The 17,764-nt window shown below is 70.1% G+C and carries 14 protein-coding genes; 12 read left to right on the forward strand and 2 right to left on the reverse strand.

Translation table 11 applies throughout. The features are described from left to right. Positions 1–146 precede the first annotated feature (146 nt). On the forward strand, positions 147–2,678 hold the full coding sequence (locus ABD224_RS22230) for a RelA/SpoT family protein (RefSeq protein WP_344052616.1): 2,532 nt from the start codon (positions 147–149) through the stop codon (positions 2,676–2,678). A gap of 129 nt (positions 2,679–2,807) precedes the next feature. On the opposite strand, the gene ABD224_RS22235 is transcribed toward ABD224_RS22230, so the two are convergent. Further along, positions 2,808–4,037: a DUF349 domain-containing protein gene (locus tag ABD224_RS22235; RefSeq protein ID WP_344052618.1), complete on the reverse strand. Its 1,230-nt coding sequence runs from the start codon at positions 4,035–4,037 to the stop codon at positions 2,808–2,810. Positions 4,038–4,174: 137 nt separating this feature from the next. Beyond that, positions 4,175–4,999, reverse strand: a complete 825-nt coding sequence (locus ABD224_RS22240; protein WP_344052620.1) for a peptidylprolyl isomerase — start codon at positions 4,997–4,999, stop codon at positions 4,175–4,177. Positions 5,000–5,165: 166 nt separating this feature from the next. Between ABD224_RS22240 and ABD224_RS22245 the strand changes: the two genes are divergently transcribed. The 11 genes from ABD224_RS22245 (at position 5,166) to ABD224_RS22295 (ending at position 17,449) form a co-directional block, all read left to right on the forward strand. Further along, positions 5,166–5,879 carry an MBL fold metallo-hydrolase gene (locus tag ABD224_RS22245; protein WP_344052622.1) on the forward strand — a complete coding sequence of 238 codons (714 nt, stop codon included), beginning with the start codon at positions 5,166–5,168 and terminating at the stop codon, positions 5,877–5,879. A gap of 14 nt (positions 5,880–5,893) precedes the next feature. Then, positions 5,894–7,156 carry a histidine--tRNA ligase gene (gene hisS / locus ABD224_RS22250; RefSeq protein ID WP_344052624.1) on the forward strand — a complete coding sequence of 421 codons (1,263 nt, stop codon included), beginning with the start codon at positions 5,894–5,896 and terminating at the stop codon, positions 7,154–7,156. 180 nt (positions 7,157–7,336) lie between these two features. After that, positions 7,337–7,993: a vitamin K epoxide reductase family protein gene (locus ABD224_RS22255; RefSeq protein WP_344052626.1), complete on the forward strand. Its 657-nt coding sequence runs from the start codon at positions 7,337–7,339 to the stop codon at positions 7,991–7,993. Between the two features lie 67 nt (positions 7,994–8,060). Further along, on the forward strand, positions 8,061–9,416 hold the full coding sequence (locus ABD224_RS22260) for a replication-associated recombination protein A (protein WP_344052628.1): 1,356 nt from the start codon (positions 8,061–8,063) through the stop codon (positions 9,414–9,416). Positions 9,417–9,789: 373 nt separating this feature from the next. Then, complete coding sequence (gene rpsD / locus ABD224_RS22265; RefSeq protein ID WP_344052631.1) at positions 9,790–10,404, forward strand: 30S ribosomal protein S4; 615 nt, start codon at positions 9,790–9,792, stop codon at positions 10,402–10,404. Positions 10,405–10,761: 357 nt separating this feature from the next. Next, positions 10,762–11,211 carry a DUF948 domain-containing protein gene (locus ABD224_RS22270; protein WP_344052633.1) on the forward strand — a complete coding sequence of 150 codons (450 nt, stop codon included), beginning with the start codon at positions 10,762–10,764 and terminating at the stop codon, positions 11,209–11,211. A 9-nt stretch (positions 11,212–11,220) separates the two neighbouring features. Further along, on the forward strand, positions 11,221–11,619 hold the full coding sequence (locus tag ABD224_RS22275; RefSeq protein WP_344052636.1) for a hypothetical protein: 399 nt from the start codon (positions 11,221–11,223) through the stop codon (positions 11,617–11,619). Further along, the gene (gene alaS / locus ABD224_RS22280; protein ID WP_344052638.1) at positions 11,619–14,291 is read left to right on the forward strand and encodes an alanine--tRNA ligase; all 2,673 of its coding nucleotides are present in this window, start codon (positions 11,619–11,621) and stop codon (positions 14,289–14,291) included. The genes ABD224_RS22275 and alaS overlap by 1 nt, the downstream gene beginning before the upstream one ends. A 13-nt stretch (positions 14,292–14,304) precedes the next feature. Continuing rightward, complete coding sequence (gene ruvX / locus ABD224_RS22285) at positions 14,305–14,769, forward strand: Holliday junction resolvase RuvX (protein ID WP_344052640.1); 465 nt, start codon at positions 14,305–14,307, stop codon at positions 14,767–14,769. Positions 14,770–14,889: 120 nt separating this feature from the next. Continuing rightward, a complete protein-coding gene (gene mltG / locus ABD224_RS22290; RefSeq protein WP_344052642.1) occupies positions 14,890–16,629 on the forward strand; it encodes an endolytic transglycosylase MltG in 1,740 nt (579 codons plus the stop codon). Continuing rightward, positions 16,610–17,449, forward strand: a complete 840-nt coding sequence (locus tag ABD224_RS22295; protein ID WP_344052644.1) for a shikimate dehydrogenase — start codon at positions 16,610–16,612, stop codon at positions 17,447–17,449. Before mltG ends, ABD224_RS22295 begins: the two co-directional genes overlap by 20 nt. The last annotated feature ends 315 nt before the right edge of the window (positions 17,450–17,764 follow it).

Below are 17,764 nucleotides of genomic sequence, written 5' to 3' on the forward strand. Positions count from 1 at the left end.
ACACAGGGGAATCCTGTGTCCGTCTTGGGTGTTTTCTGGGTATACGGCCCTTGCTTCGGGCTGGAGGCGATCCCGGGGCCGGGATCGCTACCATGGGGTCTTCCGGAGCCTGACCGGGGGACCCGGATCGCGTACGAGGAGCCCTCTTGCCAGACGAGGCCCAGCCACTGACCGCCGCCAAGCCCGAGTCCGCCTCGGCGCCCGCGGCGAAGCCCGCGCCGCACGCGACGAACGACACCCGCGGGCCGGCCGAGCGCGCCCAGTCCGCGTCCGCCGGCAAGCCGGCCCCGCCCGAACGCCCCGCCCCGCCCCCGGCCGTACGGCCCTCCGCCGGCCAGACGGGCCGCTCCGGCTCCTCCAACCGTGTCCGCGCCCGCCTCGCCCGCCTCGGTGTGCAGCGGGCCAACCCCTACAACCCGGTCCTGGAGCCGCTGCTGCGGATAGTGCGCAGCAACGATCCGAAGATCGAGAACTCGACACTGCGCCAGATCGAGCGTGCCTACCAGGTGGCCGAGCGCTGGCACCGCGGACAGAAGCGCAAGAGCGGCGACCCGTACATCACGCACCCGCTCGCCGTCACCACCATCCTGGCCGAGCTGGGCATGGACCCGGCCACCCTGATGGCCGGCCTGCTGCACGACACCGTCGAGGACACCGAGTACGGCCTGGAGCAGCTGCGCCGCGACTTCGGCGACACCGTCGCCCTGCTCGTCGACGGCGTCACCAAGCTGGACAAGGTCAAGTTCGGTGAGGCCGCGCAGGCCGAGACCGTGCGCAAGATGGTCGTCGCCATGGCCAAGGACCCCCGCGTCCTGGTCATCAAGCTCGCCGACCGCCTGCACAACATGCGCACCATGCGCTACCTCAAGCGGGAGAAGCAGGAGAGGAAGGCGCGCGAGACCCTCGAGATCTACGCGCCGCTCGCCCACCGCCTGGGCATGAACACCATCAAGTGGGAGCTGGAGGACCTCGCCTTCGCGATCCTCTACCCCAAGATGTACGACGAGATCGTCCGCCTGGTGGCCGAACGCGCCCCCAAGCGCGACGAGTACCTCGCGCGCGTCATCGACGAGGTCCAGGCCGACCTGCGCGCCGCCCGCATCAAGGCGACCGTCACCGGCCGCCCGAAGCACTACTACAGCGTCTACCAGAAGATGATCGTCCGCGGACGTGACTTCGCGGAGATCTACGACCTCGTGGGCATCCGTGTCCTGGTCGACACGGTCCGTGACTGCTATGCCGCCCTCGGCACCGTGCACGCGCGATGGAACCCGGTCCCCGGCCGGTTCAAGGACTACATCGCGATGCCCAAGTTCAACATGTACCAGTCGCTGCACACGACGGTCATCGGCCCCAACGGCAAGCCGGTCGAACTGCAGATCCGCACGTTCGACATGCACCGCCGCGCCGAGTACGGCATCGCCGCGCACTGGAAGTACAAGCAGGACGCGGTCGCCGGCGCCTCCAAGGTCCGCACCGACGCGCCGAAACCCATCGGCAAGTCCGGCAGGTCGGGCAAGGCCGGCAAGGACCTGGCCGCCGTCAACGACATGGCGTGGCTGCGGCAGCTGCTGGACTGGCAGAAGGAGACGGAGGACCCCGGCGAGTTCCTGGAGTCGCTGCGCTTCGACCTCTCCCGCAACGAGGTCTTCGTCTTCACCCCCAAGGGCGATGTCATCGCGCTTCCGGCCGGTGCCACCCCGGTGGACTTCGCGTACGCCGTCCACACCGAGGTCGGCCATCGCACCATAGGAGCGCGGGTCAACGGCCGGCTGGTGCCGCTGGAGTCGACCCTGGACAACGGCGACCTGGTGGAGATCTTCACCTCCAAGGCGCCCGGCGCGGGTCCCTCCCGGGACTGGCTCGGCTTCGTCAAGTCGCCGCGCGCCCGCAACAAGATCCGCGCCTGGTTCTCCAAGGAGCGCCGCGACGAGGCGATCGAGCAGGGCAAGGACGCCATCGTCCGTGCGATGCGCAAGCAGAACCTGCCGATCCAGCGCATCCTGACCGGCGACTCGCTCGTCACCATCGCGCACGAGATGCGCTACTCGGACATCTCCGCGCTGTACGCGGCGATCGGCGAGGGCCATGTCTCCGCGCAGAACATCGTGCAGAAGCTCGTCCAGGCGCTCGGCGGCGAGGAGGCGGCCACCGAGGAGATCGGCGAGAGCGTGCCGCCCTCGCGCGGACGCGGCCGCAAGCGGCGCTCCAGCGCCGACCCGGGCGTCGTCGTCAAGGGCGCCGAGGACGTGTGGGTCAAGCTGGCCCGCTGCTGCACGCCCGTGCCAGGCGACTCGATCATCGGCTTCGTCACCCGGGGCAGTGGCGTATCGGTTCACCGCACCGACTGCGTCAACGTGGAGTCACTGTCCCGCGAGCCGGAGCGCATCCTCGAGGTCGAGTGGGCGCCCACCCAGTCCTCGGTCTTCCTGGTCGCCATCCAGGTGGAGGCCCTGGACCGCTCCCGGCTGCTGTCGGACGTCACCCGTGTGCTGTCCGACCAGCACGTCAACATCCTCTCCGCGGCCGTCCAGACCTCCCGCGACCGTGTCGCCACCTCCCGCTTCACCTTCGAGATGGGCGACCCCAAGCACCTGGGCCACGTCCTGAAGGCCGTACGGAGCGTGGAGGGCGTCTACGACGTCTACCGGGTCACCTCGGCCCGCAACCGGTCGTAGGGCTCGTTCCCCGGCCCGCGACCGGTCTCGTGGGGCTCGTTCGCGTCGTAGGGCTTGTGTTCGAACGACCGGGGGCTCCCGTACGCGCCGTACGGGAGCCCCCGGCTCATGACGGGAAAGGGGCGGGCGTCAGCCGCCGAACTCCCGCAGGCCCTTCAGCGCCTGGTCCAGGAGCGCCTGACGGCCCTCCAGCTCCTTCTCGAGCTTCTCGGCCTTGGCCGTGTTGCCCTGGGCGCGCGCCTGCTCGATCTGGCCCTTCAGCTTGTTCACGGCGGCCTGCAGCTGATCGGTCAGATCCGCGGCACGCGCGCGGGCCTCCGGGTTCGTCCGGCGCCACTCGGCCTCCTCGGCCTCCTGGATGGCCCGCTCCACGGCGTGCAGCCGGCCCTCGATCCGCGCACGCGCGTCCCGCGGCACATGGCCGATGGCCTCCCAGCGCTCGTTGATCGAGCGGAAGGCGGCCCGGGCGGCCTTCAGATCCGTGACCGGCAGCAGCTTCTCGGCCTCCTCGGCCAGCTCCTCCTTCAGCTTCAGGTTCTCCGCCTGCTCGGCGTCCCGCTCGGCGAACACCGCGCTGCGGGCGGCGAAGAAGATGTCCTGGGCGCCGCGGAAACGGTTCCACAGGACTTCCTCGTGCTCGCGCTGGGCGCGGCCCGCGGCCTTCCACTCCGCCATCAGCTCGCGGTAGCGGGCCGCGGTCGGCCCCCAGTCGGTCGAGTCCGACAGGGCCTCGGCCTCGGCGACCAGCCGCTCCTTGATCCTGCGCGCCTCCTCACGCTGCGCGTCCAACTGCGCGAAGTGCGCCTTGCGCCGCTTGGAGAACGCCGACCGTGCATGCGAGAAGCGGTGCCACAGCTCGTCGTCGGACTTGCGGTCCAGACGCGGCAGCCCTTTCCAGGTCTCCACCAGCGCACGCAGCCGTTCGCCGGCCGCCCGCCACTGGTCGGACCGGGCCAGCTCCTCGGCCTCGGCGACCAGTGCCTCCTTGGCCCGCCGGGCCTCCTCCGCCTGCCGGGCGCGCTGGGCCCGGCGTTCCTCACGGCGGGCCTCGACCATCCCGACCAGGTTGTCCAGGCGGACGCGGAGCGCGTCCAGATCGCCGACCGCATGGTGCGCGTCGACCTGCTCGCGCAGATGGTCGATGGAGGCCAGGGCGTCCTTCGCCGACAGGTCAGTGGTTTGTACACGCTTCTCGAGGAGGCCGATCTCGACAACCAGGCCCTCGTACTTGCGCTTGAAATAGGCCAGCGCCTCCTCGGGGGAGCCGGCCTGCCAGGAACCGACGACCTTCTCGCCGTCGGCCGTACGCACGTACACGGTCCCCGTCTCGTCGACGCGGCCCCACGGGTCGCTGCTCACAGCGCCTCCTCCACATGATGCCTGCGGAGGGCCTCGAAGCTCCCCCGGGCATCGTCCACAGTTTCGTCACCGCCAACATAGGCGACCGGCGGGCGGCCTGTCCGCATCCAGCGCGACCGAAATTTCGCAGTTGACGGTCAGGATTTGGTGACGGTGGCCTTGTTGATCACCACCGTGGCGTTCGGGGCGCCGTCGCCGGCCCCCGTGCTCTCGCCGGCATCCGCGATCTTCTTCAGCACCTTCATCCCCTCCGCGGAGACGGTGCCGAACGGTGTGTAGCTGGGCGGCAGCGGACTGTCCTGGTACACCAGGAAGAACTGGCTCCCCCCGGTGTGCGGCTGCGACCTGTTCGCCATCGCCACCGTGCCCGCCGGATAGATGTTGTCCTTCAGGCTTGTGTCCTTGAGGTTCTCGTCGGGAATCGTGTACCCGGGACCGCCGCTGCCCGTACCTGTCGGGTCGCCGCACTGCAGGACGTAGATGCCGCCGGTGGTGAGCCGGTGGCACTTGGTGTGGTCGAAGAAGCCCTTTTCGGCCAAAAAGTTGAAGGAGTTCACGGTGTGCGGCGCCGCGGACGCCTTCAGCGCGATGTCTATCCCGCCGCACGTGGTGTCGAGCTTCATCGTGTACTTCGCCGACGTGTCGATCGTCATCGCCGGCTCCTTCTTCCAGCTCAGCTTCTTCACCGAGCCGGGCGCGGGCTTCTCGCACGGGTCCGGTGCCTTGCTGGTGGGCGGGGCGCTGGGAGAGGCGTCCGCGCTCGCGTTGGCCCGGTCGTCCTTGTCGTTCCTCAGGACCCCGGTCGTGTACAGGGCGACACTGCCGATCACGACCACGCCGAGCACCGACGCGATCACGGAGTTGCGCACGCGCGCCCTGCGCCGCGCGGCGGCGCGCCGCTGCTGCTGCCGCAAGAACTTCTCCCGGGCGAGCTGACGCCGCCGCTGCTCCTGGCTGACCACCGGGTTCTCTCCTCAAACGTCTCGTGTGCCGACCGATGTGCACGCGTCCGCCGAACCGGCGTCCGCGTGCGACCTGTACCGTATCCGGGTTCGCTGAGCATCCAGCAGCGCCGGTAGGCTCTGATCGCAGCTGTAGTCACCCGTATCGACACAACGAAGGACGATCGTGCTCATTGCCGGGTTTCCCGCCGGGGCCTGGGGGACGAACTGCTATCTCGTCGCCCCCGCCGCCGGTGAGGAGTGCGTGATCATCGACCCCGGCCACCAGGCTGCCCAGGGCGTCGAGGAGGCGGTCCGGAAGCACCGGCTCAAGCCCGTCGCCGTCGTCCTCACCCATGGCCACATCGACCATGTGGCCTCGGTCGTCCCGGTCTGCGGCGCGCACGACGTGCCGGCGTGGATCCACCCGGCCGACCGGTACATGATGAGCGACCCCGAGAAGGCGCTCGGCCGTTCCATCGGGATGCCGCTGATGGGCGAGCTGACCGTGGGGGAGCCGGACGACGTCAGGGAGCTGGCCGACGGCACCGTGCTGAAGCTGGCCGGCCTCGAGTTCTTCGTCGCGCACGCGCCCGGCCATACCAAGGGGTCGGTGACCTTCCGGATGCCCGGGACCGCGGACGTTCCGCAGGTGTTCTTCTCCGGGGATCTGCTCTTCGCCGGCTCCATCGGACGCACCGACCTGCCCGGCGGTGACATGGCCGAGATGCTCGACTCGCTGGCCCGCGTGTGCCTGCCGCTCGACGACTCGACCGTGGTGCTGGCCGGCCACGGCCCCCAGACGACCATCGGCCAGGAGCGTGCCACCAACCCCTATCTGCGGCAGGTGGCCGCCGGCCTGGGAGCGGACACGGACGCCGCTCCCCGACGAGGAATGTGACGAAAGACCTTTCCGTGAGCACCTTCAAGGCCCCCAAGGGCACGTACGACCTGATCCCGCCGGCCTCCGCCACGTACCTGGCGGTCCGGGAGGCGATCGCCGCCCCGCTGCGCAACTCCGGCTACGGCTACATCGAGACGCCCGGCTTCGAGAACGTCGAGCTCTTCGCGCGCGGGGTCGGTGAGTCCACCGACATCGTGACCAAGGAGATGTACGTCTTCGAGACCAAGGGCGGCGACCGGCTGGCCCTGCGTCCCGAGGGCACCGCCTCCGTGCTGCGCGCCGCCCTGGAGGCCAACCTCCACAAGGCGGGCAACCTGCCGGTCAAGCTCTGGTACTCCGGCTCCTACTACCGCTACGAGCGTCCCCAGAAGGGCCGTTACCGCCACTTCTCCCAGGTCGGCGCGGAGGCCATCGGCGCCGAGGACCCGGCGCTGGACGCCGAGCTGATCATCCTGGCCGACCAGGCGTACCGCTCGCTGGGCCTGAGCAACTTCCGCATCCTGCTCAACAGCCTCGGCGACAAGGAGTGCCGCCCGGTCTACCGCGCCGCCCTGCAGGACTTCCTGCGCGGCCTGGACCTGGACGACGACACCCGCCGCCGTGTCGAGATCAACCCCCTGCGCGTTCTCGACGACAAGCGGGAGACGGTCCAGAAGCAGCTGGCGGGCGCCCCGCTGCTGCGCGACTACCTGTGCGACGCCTGCAAGACGTACCACGAGGAGGTGCGGGCCCTGCTGACGGCCCAGGGCGTCTCCTTCGAGGACGACCCCAAGCTGGTCCGCGGCCTGGACTACTACACGCGCACCACCTTCGAGTTCGTCCACGACGGCCTGGGCTCCCAGTCCGCGGTGGGCGGCGGCGGCCGCTACGACGGCCTCTCCGAGATGATCGGCGGCCCCGCCCTGCCCTCGGTCGGCTGGGCCCTGGGCGTGGACCGCACCGTCCTGGCCCTGCAGGCGGAGGGCATCGAGCTCCAGCTTCCCCCCACGACCAGCGTCTTCGCGGTCCCCCTCGGGGAGGAGGCCCGCCGCATCCTCTTCGCGAAGGTCACCGAACTGCGCAAGGTGGGCATCGCGGCCGACTTCTCCTACGGCGACAAGGGGCTGAAGGCGGCGATGAAGGCGGCCAACCGCTCGGGCGCCCGGTACGCCCTCGTGCTGGGCGAGCGGGATCTCGCCGAGGGCGTCGTCCAGCTCAAGGACATGGAGTCCGGCGAGCAGACGGCGATCGGCATCAACGAGATCGTGGCGGAACTGGAGTCGCGGCTCGGCTGAGCACGGCGTACCGGGCGGCTCCCCGCCGCCCGGTACGCCCGCCGTCCGGTGTCCGGAACCATGCGTTCGGAAACGGCCCGTGTGCCTTCTTGTGCTCTCCTCACCGTGAGCACACGCACAGGTGCGGCACAATGGCCGTGCCCGAAGAAGGTCCGACCCACGAGCGACGGAATCGGCGTGATGAGCAAGACGACAGTCAAGGACGTGTCCGCGGAACCCGAACCGGAACGCGCGGTGTCCGCGCCACGCACAGTGGGCGGCAGCCGTGCCTTCAGTCTGCTGCTGATGATCACGGGCGCGGCCGGGCTGCTCGCCGCCTGGATCATCACGATCGACAAGCAGAAGATCCTCGAGGGCAGGCTCAGCGGCAAGATCTACACCCCGAGCTGCAGCCTCAACCCGGTCGTGTCCTGCGGCAGCGTCATGGAGAGCTCGCAGGCCACCGTCTTCGGCTTCCCGAATCCGCTGCTCGGTCTGGTCACCTACGGCATCGTCGTCTGCGTCGGCGTGAGCCTGCTGGCCGGCGCCGTCTTCCCGCGCTGGTACTGGCTGACCTTCAACGCCGGCACGCTCTTCGGCGTCTGCTTCGTCACCTGGCTGATGTTCCAGTCGCTGTACCGGATCAACGCCCTGTGCCTGTGGTGCTCGCTGGCCTGGGCCGCCACGATCGTCATGTTCTGGTACCTGACCTCCTTCAACATCCGCAACGGCTTCCTGCCCGCGCCGCGCCCGGTCAAGAACTTCCTCGACGAGTTCACCTGGGTGCTGCCGGCCACGCACTGCGGTGTGATCGTCATGCTGATCCTGACCCGCTGGGGCAGCAGCCTCTGGGCCTGATCCGTCCGCAAGGGCCTCAGCGCACGGCCGGAGCGGTGCCGGCGGCGGTGTGCCATAGGGTTTCAGCGTGGAGCCCGATCTGTTCACCGCCGCAGCAGAAGAACGCCAGGAGAAGGATCCGGCCGCGACTCCTCTGGCGGTCCGGATGCGTCCGCGCACCCTCGACGAAGTGGTGGGCCAGCAGCATCTGCTCAAGCCCGGCTCACCCCTGCGACGCCTGGTCGGCGAGGGTGCGGGCGGCCCGGCGGGACCCTCGTCGGTGATCCTGTGGGGCCCGCCCGGCACCGGCAAGACCACCCTGGCGTACGTCGTCTCCAAGGCCACCAACAAGCGCTTCGTGGAGCTGTCGGCGATCACCGCGGGCGTCAAGGAGGTCCGCGCGGTCATCGACGGCGCCCGCCGGGCCTCCGGCGGCTACGGCCAGGAGACCGTGCTCTTCCTCGACGAGATCCACCGCTTCAGCAAGGCCCAGCAGGACTCCCTGCTCCCGGCCGTGGAGAACCGCTGGGTGACGCTGATCGCGGCCACCACGGAGAACCCGTACTTCTCCGTGATCTCCCCGCTGCTGTCCCGCTCCCTGCTGCTCACCCTCGAGCCGCTCACCGACGACGACATCCGCGGCCTGCTCCGCCGTGCCCTCACCGACGAGCGCGGTCTGAAGGGCACCGTCACCCTCCCCGAGGACACCGAGAACCACCTGCTGCGCATCGCCGGCGGCGACGCCCGCCGCGCCCTGACCGCCCTGGAGGCCGCCGCCGGGGCCGCCCTCGCCAAGGGCGAGAGCGAGATCGGCCTGACGACGCTGGAGGAGACCGTCGACCGGGCCGCGGTGAAGTACGACCGCGCCGGCGACCAGCACTACGACGTCGCCAGCGCCCTGATCAAGTCCATCCGCGGCTCCGACGTCGACGCCGCCCTGCACTACCTGGCCAGAATGATCGAGGCCGGCGAGGACCCCCGGTTCATCGCCCGCCGTCTGATGATCGCCGCCAGCGAGGACATCGGCCTCGCCGATCCGCACGCCCTGCCCACAGCCGTCGCCGCGGCCCAGGCCGTGGCCATGATCGGCATGCCCGAGGCGGCCCTCACCCTCAGCCACGCCACCATCGCCCTCGCCCTCGCCCCCAAGTCCAACTCCGCGACCACCGCGATCGGCGCCGCCCTGGACGACGTCCGCAAGGGACTGGCCGGTCCCGTCCCGCCCCACCTGCGGGACGGGCACTACAAGGGCGCGGCCAGGCTCGGGCACGCCCAGGGGTACGTCTATCCGCACGACCTGCCCGAGGGCATCGTCGCCCAGCAGTACGCGCCGGACGCGCTGAAGGACCGCGAGTACTACACCCCGAGCCGGCACGGCGCCGAGGCGCGGTACGCGGACGCGGTGGAGTGGACCCGCAGGCACCTGGGCCGGCGGCGGCCCTGACCCGGCCCGCGGTGCCGGGCGGGGTCCGGCACCCTGTAAACTGTGCCGAAGCGCTGAGTCCCGTGTCCGGAACCTCGCAAGAGGGGACGGCGCCACCAGAGCGGGACATCCAGCCGGAACCCCACCGCTTCGAAGCAGCGGGGATCCAGGAGCGTCGCGCACCGGCGAACGGTGTCGCGGGCAGCCCACCACCACCCGGTACAGCCCGGGAGCGGTCGGTGGGCCGTTCGCGTGCTGCACGTATGTGCCCAGACCAGGGGAGCGGCTGCCCACCAGGTCCGACAGGACCCGGCGGGATTCCCCGGCTGCGGATGCGACCTCCCTCAACCCTGGTGAAGCCGTACTCACACAGAAACACGAGGTGTTCGGTTCCATGGCGAACCAGTCCCGCCCGAAGGTCAAGAAGTCGCGTGCCCTCGGTATCGCGCTGACCCCGAAGGCCGTCAAGTACTTCGAGGCCCGCCCCTACCCGCCGGGTGAGCACGGCCGCGGCCGCAAGCAGAACTCGGACTACAAGGTCCGTCTGCTGGAGAAGCAGCGTCTGCGCGCTCAGTACGACATCTCCGAGCGTCAGCTGGTGCGCGCCTACGAGCGTGCCGCCAAGACCACGATGAAGACCGGTGACGCGCTCCTCATCGAGCTCGAGCGCCGTCTTGACGCGCTGGTCCTGCGTTCGGGCATCGCCCGCACGATCTACCAGGCCCGTCAGATGGTCACCCACGGCCACTTCGAGGTCAACGGCAAGAAGGTCGACAAGCCGTCCTACCGTGTGCGTCCGGACGACGTCGTCCAGGTCCGTGAGCGCAGCAGGAACAAGACGCTCTTCCAGATCGCCCGTGAGGGTGGTTTCGCCCCCGAGGGCGAGACCCCGCGCTACCTGCAGGTGAACCTCAAGGCCCTGGCGTTCCGCCTGGACCGCGAGCCGACCCGCAAGGAGATCCCGGTGGTCTGCGACGAGCAGCTCGTCGTCGAGTACTACGCCCGCTGACGCAGCCGGTCGCGCCACCCCAGCCCGTCGTCCCCCCCGCCTTCCCGGCGGGCGGGGCGGCGGGCTCACCCATGCCTTCGGCGGCCCACGACGGCGCCGCCGTCCCCAGTCGCCCGCCCCGGCCGCCGGGGCGGGCCGGGCGGTTCTGCGAACCGCCCCGGTGCGGGGGTCCCGCGGAGAAGGGCGGAGCCCGGTCCCGCAGCGCGCGGACGGAAACGGGTACGGAGCGCCACCTCGGGCGCGGTAGGCTCGGTGCACTACTTTCTCGGCGTTTCTCGATGCCTTCGACGCCCTCGGCACCTTCGGTGTCCACGGCGTCCTTCAGGCCCTCGAGTTCAGGCACGTATCAGGGAGCAGGTGCGCACAGTGTCCGGTGGCGAGGTGGCCGGGATCCTGGTGGCCGTCTTCTGGGCGATCCTGGTCTCCTTCCTCGCCGTCGCGCTGGCGAGACTGGCCCAGACGCTCAAGGCGACCACCAAGCTCGTGGCGGATGTGACCGACCAGGCCGTTCCGCTGCTGGCCGACGCCTCCCGGGCGGTGCGCTCCGCGCAGACCCAGCTCGACCGCGTGGACGCGATCGCCTCCGACGTCCAGGAGGTCACCGCCAACGCCTCCGCGCTGTCCACCACCGTCGCCTCCACTTTCGGCGGCCCGCTGGTCAAGGTCGCCGCCTTCGGCTACGGCGTGCGCCGGGCCCTGAGCGGCCGCAGGGAGGACGTGCCCGTCAAGACGTCGAGGCGTACCGTGATCGTGGGCCGCACCGTCCCGGCCGCACGACGGGGAAAGCGGAACAACCGGGAGAAGTAAGGACTGACGATGTTCCGCCGTACGTTCTGGTTCACCACAGGGGTCGCCGCCGGCGTGTGGGCCACCACCAAGGTCAACCGCAAGCTGAGGCAGCTGACCCCCGAGAACCTCGCCGTGATCGCGGCGAACAAGGCGTTCGAGGCCGGCCACCGGCTCAAGGACCGCGCGGTCTGCTTCGCGCTCGACGTCCGCGACCACATGGCCCAGCGGGAGGCCGAGCTCGGCGAGGCGCTCGGCATCGCCGCCCCCGTCGACCGCGAGCTCCCCGCTCTCGGGCGCCCGGCCGCGCTCGGGCAGGGGGTGCCCCCGTCCCGGCGGTACGCCGCCATCGAGAACCACACCAGCCCGAAGTACGCCGAGGACTCGACGTACCCGACGTACACGTACAACCGGAATGAGGACCACTGATGGAGTCGGCTGAGATCCGCCGTCGCTGGCTGAGCTTCTTCGAGGAGCGCGGGCACACCGTCGTCCCTTCGGCGTCGCTCATCGCGGACGACCCGACTCTGCTCCTCGTCCCGGCCGGCATGGTGCCCTTCAAGCCCTACTTCCTGGGTGAGGTCAAGCCGCCCTTCCCCCGTGCCACCAGCGTGCAGAAGTGCGTGCGCACGCCCGACATCGAAGAGGTCGGCAAGACCACGCGGCACGGCACGTTCTTCCAGATGTGCGGCAACTTCTCCTTCGGCGACTACTTCAAGGAAGGCGCCATCAAGCTCGCCTGGGAGCTGCTCACCACCCCCCAGGACAAGGGCGGTTACGGCCTGGAGCCGGAGAAGCTCTGGATCACCGTCTACAAGGACGACGACGAGGCCGAGCGGATCTGGCACGAGGTCATCGGCGTGCCCAAGGAGCGCATCCAGCGCATGGGCATGAAGGACAACTTCTGGTCCATGGGCGTGCCCGGCCCGTGCGGTCCCTGCTCGGAGATCAACTACGACCGCGGCCCCGAGTTCGGCCCCGAGGGCGGCCCCGCCGTCAACGACGAGCGGTACGTGGAGATCTGGAACCTCGTCTTCATGCAGTACGAGCGCGGCGAGGGCACCGGCAAGGAAGACTTCGAGATCATCGGCGAACTGCCGAGCAAGAACATCGACACCGGTCTCGGCCTGGAACGGCTCGCCATGATTCTGCAGGGCGTGCGGAACATGTACGAGATCGACACCTCCATGGCCGTCATCGAGAAGGCCACCGAGCTGACCGGTGTCGCCTACGGGGACGCCGAGGAGTCGGACGTGTCCCTGCGCGTGGTCACCGACCACATGCGCACCGCCACCATGCTCATCGGCGACGGCGTCGTCCCCGGCAACGAGGGCCGCGGCTATGTGCTGCGCCGCATCATGCGCCGCGCCATCCGCAACATGCGTCTGCTCGGTGCCACCGGTCCGGTCGTCAAGGACCTGATCGACGTCGTCATCGAGGTGATGGGCCGGCAGTACCCGGAGCTGATCACCGACCGCGAGCGCATCGAGAAGGTCGCCCTCGCCGAGGAGGCCCGCTTCCTCAAGACCCTCAACGCCGGCACGAACGTGCTGGACAGCGCCGTCGCCGAGGCCAAGGCCGCCGGCTCGACGGTGCTGCCCGGCGAGAAGGCCTTCCTGCTCCACGACACCTGGGGCTTCCCCATCGACCTCACCCTGGAGATGGCCGCCGAGCAGGGCCTCACCGTGGACGAGGAGGGCTTCCGCCGCCTGATGAAGGAGCAGCGGGAGCGTGCCAAGGCCGACGCCCAGGCCAAGAAGACCGGCCACGCCGACCTCGGCGCCTACCGCGAGATCGCCGACACCGCCGGCGAGACCGACTTCATCGGCTACACCGACACCGAGGGCGAGTCCACGGTCGTCGGCATCCTCGTCGACGGCGTCCCCTCCCCGGCCGCCACCGAGGGCGACGAGGTCGAGATCGTCCTGGACCGCACCCCGTTCTACGCCGAGGGCGGCGGCCAGATCGGCGACACCGGCCGGATCAAGGCCGACTCCGGTGCCGTCATCGAGGTCCGCGACTGCCAGAAGCCGGTTCCGGGCGTCTTCGTCCACAAGGGGGTCGTCCAGGTCGGTGAGGTCACCGTCGGTGCCAAGGCCCACGCCACGATCGACGTCGAGCGCCGCAAGGCCATCGCCCGCGCCCACTCGGCCACGCACCTGACCCACCAGGCGCTGCGCGACGCCCTCGGCCCGACGGCCGCCCAGGCCGGCTCCGAGAACCAGCCGGGCCGCTTCCGCTTCGACTTCGGCTCCCCGTCCGCCGTGCCGCAGTCGGTGATGACCGATGTCGAGCAGAAGATCAACGAGGTGCTCGCCCGCGACCTCGACGTGCGCGCCGACATCATGAGCCTCGAGGAGGCCAAGAAGCAGGGCGCCCTCGCCGAGTTCGGCGAGAAGTACGGCGAGCGCGTGCGCGTGGTGACCATCGGCGACTTCTCCAAGGAGCTGTGCGGCGGCACCCATGTGCACAACACCGCCCAGCTGGGCCTGGTGAAGCTGCTCGGCGAGTCGTCGATCGGCTCCGGCGTACGCCGTGTCGAGGCCCTGGTCGGCGTGGACGCCTACCGCTTCCTCGCCCGTGAGCACACGGTCGTCTCCCAGCTCCAGGAGCTGCTCAAGGGCCGTCCCGAGGAGCTGCCGGAGAGGGTCTCCGCGATGCTCGGCAAGCTGAAGGAGGCCGAGAAGGAGATCGAGAAGTTCCGCGCCGAGAAGGTGCTGCAGGCCGCCGCCGGGCTCGCCGAGTCCGCCAAGGACATCAGGGGAGTGGCGGTGGTCACCGGCCGGGTCCCGGACGGCACCACCCCGGACGACCTGCGCAAGCTGGTCCTCGACGTACGCGGCCGCATCCGGGGCGACCGAGCCGTCGTGGTCGCCCTGTTCACGGTGAACAACGGCAAGCCGCTGACGGTCGTCGCCACCAACGAGGCCGCCCGTGAGCGCGGTCTGAAGGCCGGTGACATCGTCCGCACCGCCGCCAAGACCCTCGGCGGCGGCGGTGGCGGCAAGCCGGACGTCGCCCAGGGCGGCGGCCAGAACCCGGCCGCCGTCGGCGAGGCCGTGGACGCCGTGGAACGCCTGGTGGCGGAAACGGCCAAGTGACGGGGGCCGAGCGATGAGGAAGGGACGTCGACTCGCCATCGACGTCGGGGACGCCCGTATCGGGGTCGCCTCCTGCGACCCCGACGGGATCCTCGCCACCCCCGTGGAGACGGTGCCCGGCCGGGACGTCCCGGCCGCGCACCGTCGTCTCCGGCAGCTTGTCGAGGAGTACGAGCCGATCGAGGTCGTCGTCGGCCTTCCGCGTTCCCTCAAGGGGGGCGAGGGCCCGGCGGCGGCCAAGACACGTGCCTTCGCCGAGGAGCTGGCCAAGGGCATCGCCCCGGTGCCGGTCCGGCTGGTGGACGAGCGGATGACCACGGTGACGGCCAGTCAGAGCCTGCGGGCTTCCGGGGTGCGGTCCAGGAAAGGACGCTCCGTGATCGACCAGGCCGCCGCCGTCATTATTTTGCAGCAGGCCCTGGAATCCGAACGAGTGTCAGGTAAAGCACCCGGTGAGGGCGTCGAAGTGGTCATCTGATCGCGGTACGGTAACGTTCCGCGCGATGCGCCGGAGTTCGAACAGCAGGCGCACAGCAAGAGGCGGAACGGCAACCGGTCACCACGCCGCGTGACGTCGCCTCGCGGCTTTAGGGGATCGATGACTGAGTATGGCCGGGGCCCAGGCTCCGAACCGTGGCATCCGGACGATCCGCTGTACGGAGACGGCGGATGGGGAGGACAGCAGGCCCAGACGGGCCCGCAGCCCGCTTACGGAGACCGGCCTCAGAATCATCTGCAGCAGCCGCAGTACGGCGAGTGGGGGCACGGACAGCAGGCCGGCTACGGCGGGCAGCCCCAGCAGTACGGCGAGCAGAACCCCCTTCAGGCTCCGCACTACGGCCAGCAGGGGCACCAGCAGTACGCGGGTCACCTCCAGGACCAGCAGCAGTACCAGCAGGGCGGCTGGGACGGCACCGCCGGCGGGCAGCAGCCGGTGTACCCGGCCGACCCGTACGGCGGGCAGGCCGCGGCCCACGGTGCCGAGCGGCCCGGCTTCCACGGCATCCCCGACGCGGGCCCGCAGCCCCAGGCGCCGGACCACCGGCGCACCGAACCGGAACCGCGGCCCGACTGGGACCCCGGCCCCGGGCCCGACCAGGACGACCACCCCTTCTTCTCGGGCGGCGGGGACGAGGCCGACGCCGACGACCCGGGGAACGAGGACCGGGGGCGCGGCGACCGCAAGGGACGCGGCAGGGGCAGGAACGGCAGGAACGGCAAGAACGGCAGGAACGGAAAGAGCAAGGAAAAAGGGAAGAAGCGCCGCAACGGCTGCGCCTGCCTGGTTGTCGTCATGGTGCTCGGCGGCGGCGCGGTCGGCACCACGTACTACGGCTACACGATCTACCAGAATCGTTTCGGTCCGGCGCCGGACTACGCGGGCAACGGCATCGACGAGATGGTGACCGTGGAGATTCCCAAGGGCGCGGGCGGCTACGACATCGGCCGTGCGCTGAAGGCGGCGGGCGTCGTCAAGAGCGTCGACGCCTTCGTCGCCGCGCAGACCCGCAACCCCAAGGGGAAGCAGATCCAGGCGGGCGCCTATCTGCTGAGGAAGAAGATGTCCGCGGCCAGCGCGGTCGCGATGATGCTCGACCCCAAGAGCCAGAGCAACGTCCTGGTGAAGCCGGGCCAGCGCAACGTCCAGGTCTACGCCGACATCGACAAGCGGCTGGAGCTGTCCCCCGGCACCACGCGGAAGGTCGCCGCGGAGCAGTACAAGAACCTGGGCCTGCCGAGCTGGGCCAACAGCCACAGCCAGATCAAGGATCCGCTGGAGGGCTTCCTCCGCCCGGGCACCTATCCCGCGGCCAAGGGCATGAAGCCCGAGGCGGTCCTGAAGGAAATGGTCAAGCGGGCCAACGAGAACTACAGCAAGTACAACCTCGCCGCGAAGGCGAGGGAGCTGAACCTGAAGGACCCGCTCGAGCTCGTCACGGTCGCGAGCCTGGTCCAGGCCGAGGGCAAGACGCACGACGACTTCCGCAAGATGTCGGAAGTCATCTACAACCGTCTCAAGCCGACCAACACCGAGACCAACCAGTTGCTCCAGTTCGACTCGACCTTCAACTACCTGAGGGGCGAGAGCAACATCCACATCAGCGAAAGAGAGATCAACAGCAACAGGGACCCGTACAACACCTACACCAACAAGGGTCTGCCGCCCGGGCCGATCGGAAACCCCGGCGACGACGCCCTGAAGGCGGCGCTGAATCCGACCGACGACGGCTGGATCTACTTCGTGGCGACCGACGGCATGAACAAGACCGAGTTCGCCAAGACCTACGAGGAATTCCAGAAGCTCAAGGACAAGTTCAATGCCAACGCGGGCAACTGACGTCCGCCGGGCCGCCGTGCTCGGCTCGCCGATCGCCCACTCGCTCTCCCCGGTGCTGCACCGGGCGGCGTACGAGGAACTGGGGCTCACCCACTGGTCGTACGAGCGGTTCGAGGTCGACGAGGCGGGCCTGCCCGGGTTCATCGAGGGCCTGGGACCGGAGTGGGCGGGGCTGTCCCTGACCATGCCGCTGAAGCGGGCGGTCATCCCGCTGCTCGACTCGATCAGCGACACGGCCGCCTCCGTCGAGGCGGTCAACACGGTGGTGTTCACCGAGGACGGCCGCCGGATCGGGGACAACACCGATGTACCCGGCATGGTCGCCGCCCTGCGCGAGCACGGCATCGAGCAGGTCGACTCGGCAGCCGTCCTCGGCGCCGGCGCCACCGCCTCCTCCGCGCTGGCCGCCCTCGCCCGCATCTGCACCGGCGAGGTCGTCGCCTGCGTCCGCAGCGAGACCCGCGCCGCCGAGATGCGGCAGTGGGGCGAGCGGCTGGACATCGAGGTCCGTACGGCCGACTGGGCCGACGCGGCCGAGGCCCTGCGGGCCCCGCTGGTGATCGCCACCACCCCGGCCGGCACCACGGACGCGCTGGCCGACGCCGTACCCGAGCGGCCCGCCGCCCTGTTCGACGTCCTCTACGACCCCTGGCCCACCGCCCTCGCGGCCCGCTGGTCCATGGCCGGCGGCGCCGTCGTCGGCGGCCTCGACCTGCTGGTGCACCAGGCGGTCCTCCAGGTGGAGCAGATGACGGGCCGCTCACCGGCCCCGCTCGACGCCATGCGCAAGGCGGGGGAGCGCGCCCTCGCGGCCCGTTAGGGGGTACATGCCGCCCCGACTCCGCCGGACCGCCGGGCACCCCCGGGACGGCGTCGTGCGGGCGGGCCGGTTCCCGTCCGCCTGATGGACCGGCCGCCGGGCTCCGGGCCCGGACATGGGAGGATCGGAGATGGCGGGCCGGGATCGCGCACCCGGCCGGACCGTGATCACGCACGAGGGCGCGCGTACACAGGGCAGTGCACAGGGCGCGCGCGAGCACTGAGGAGTTTGGGTGAGCAGGTTGCGTTGGTTGACCGCGGGGGAGTCCCACGGACCGGCACTCGTGGCCACGCTGGAGGGGCTTCCGGCCGGGGT

The organism is Streptomyces thermoalcalitolerans (assembly GCF_039525155.1).
Taxonomy (GTDB): domain Bacteria; phylum Actinomycetota; class Actinomycetes; order Streptomycetales; family Streptomycetaceae; genus Streptomyces; species Streptomyces thermovulgaris.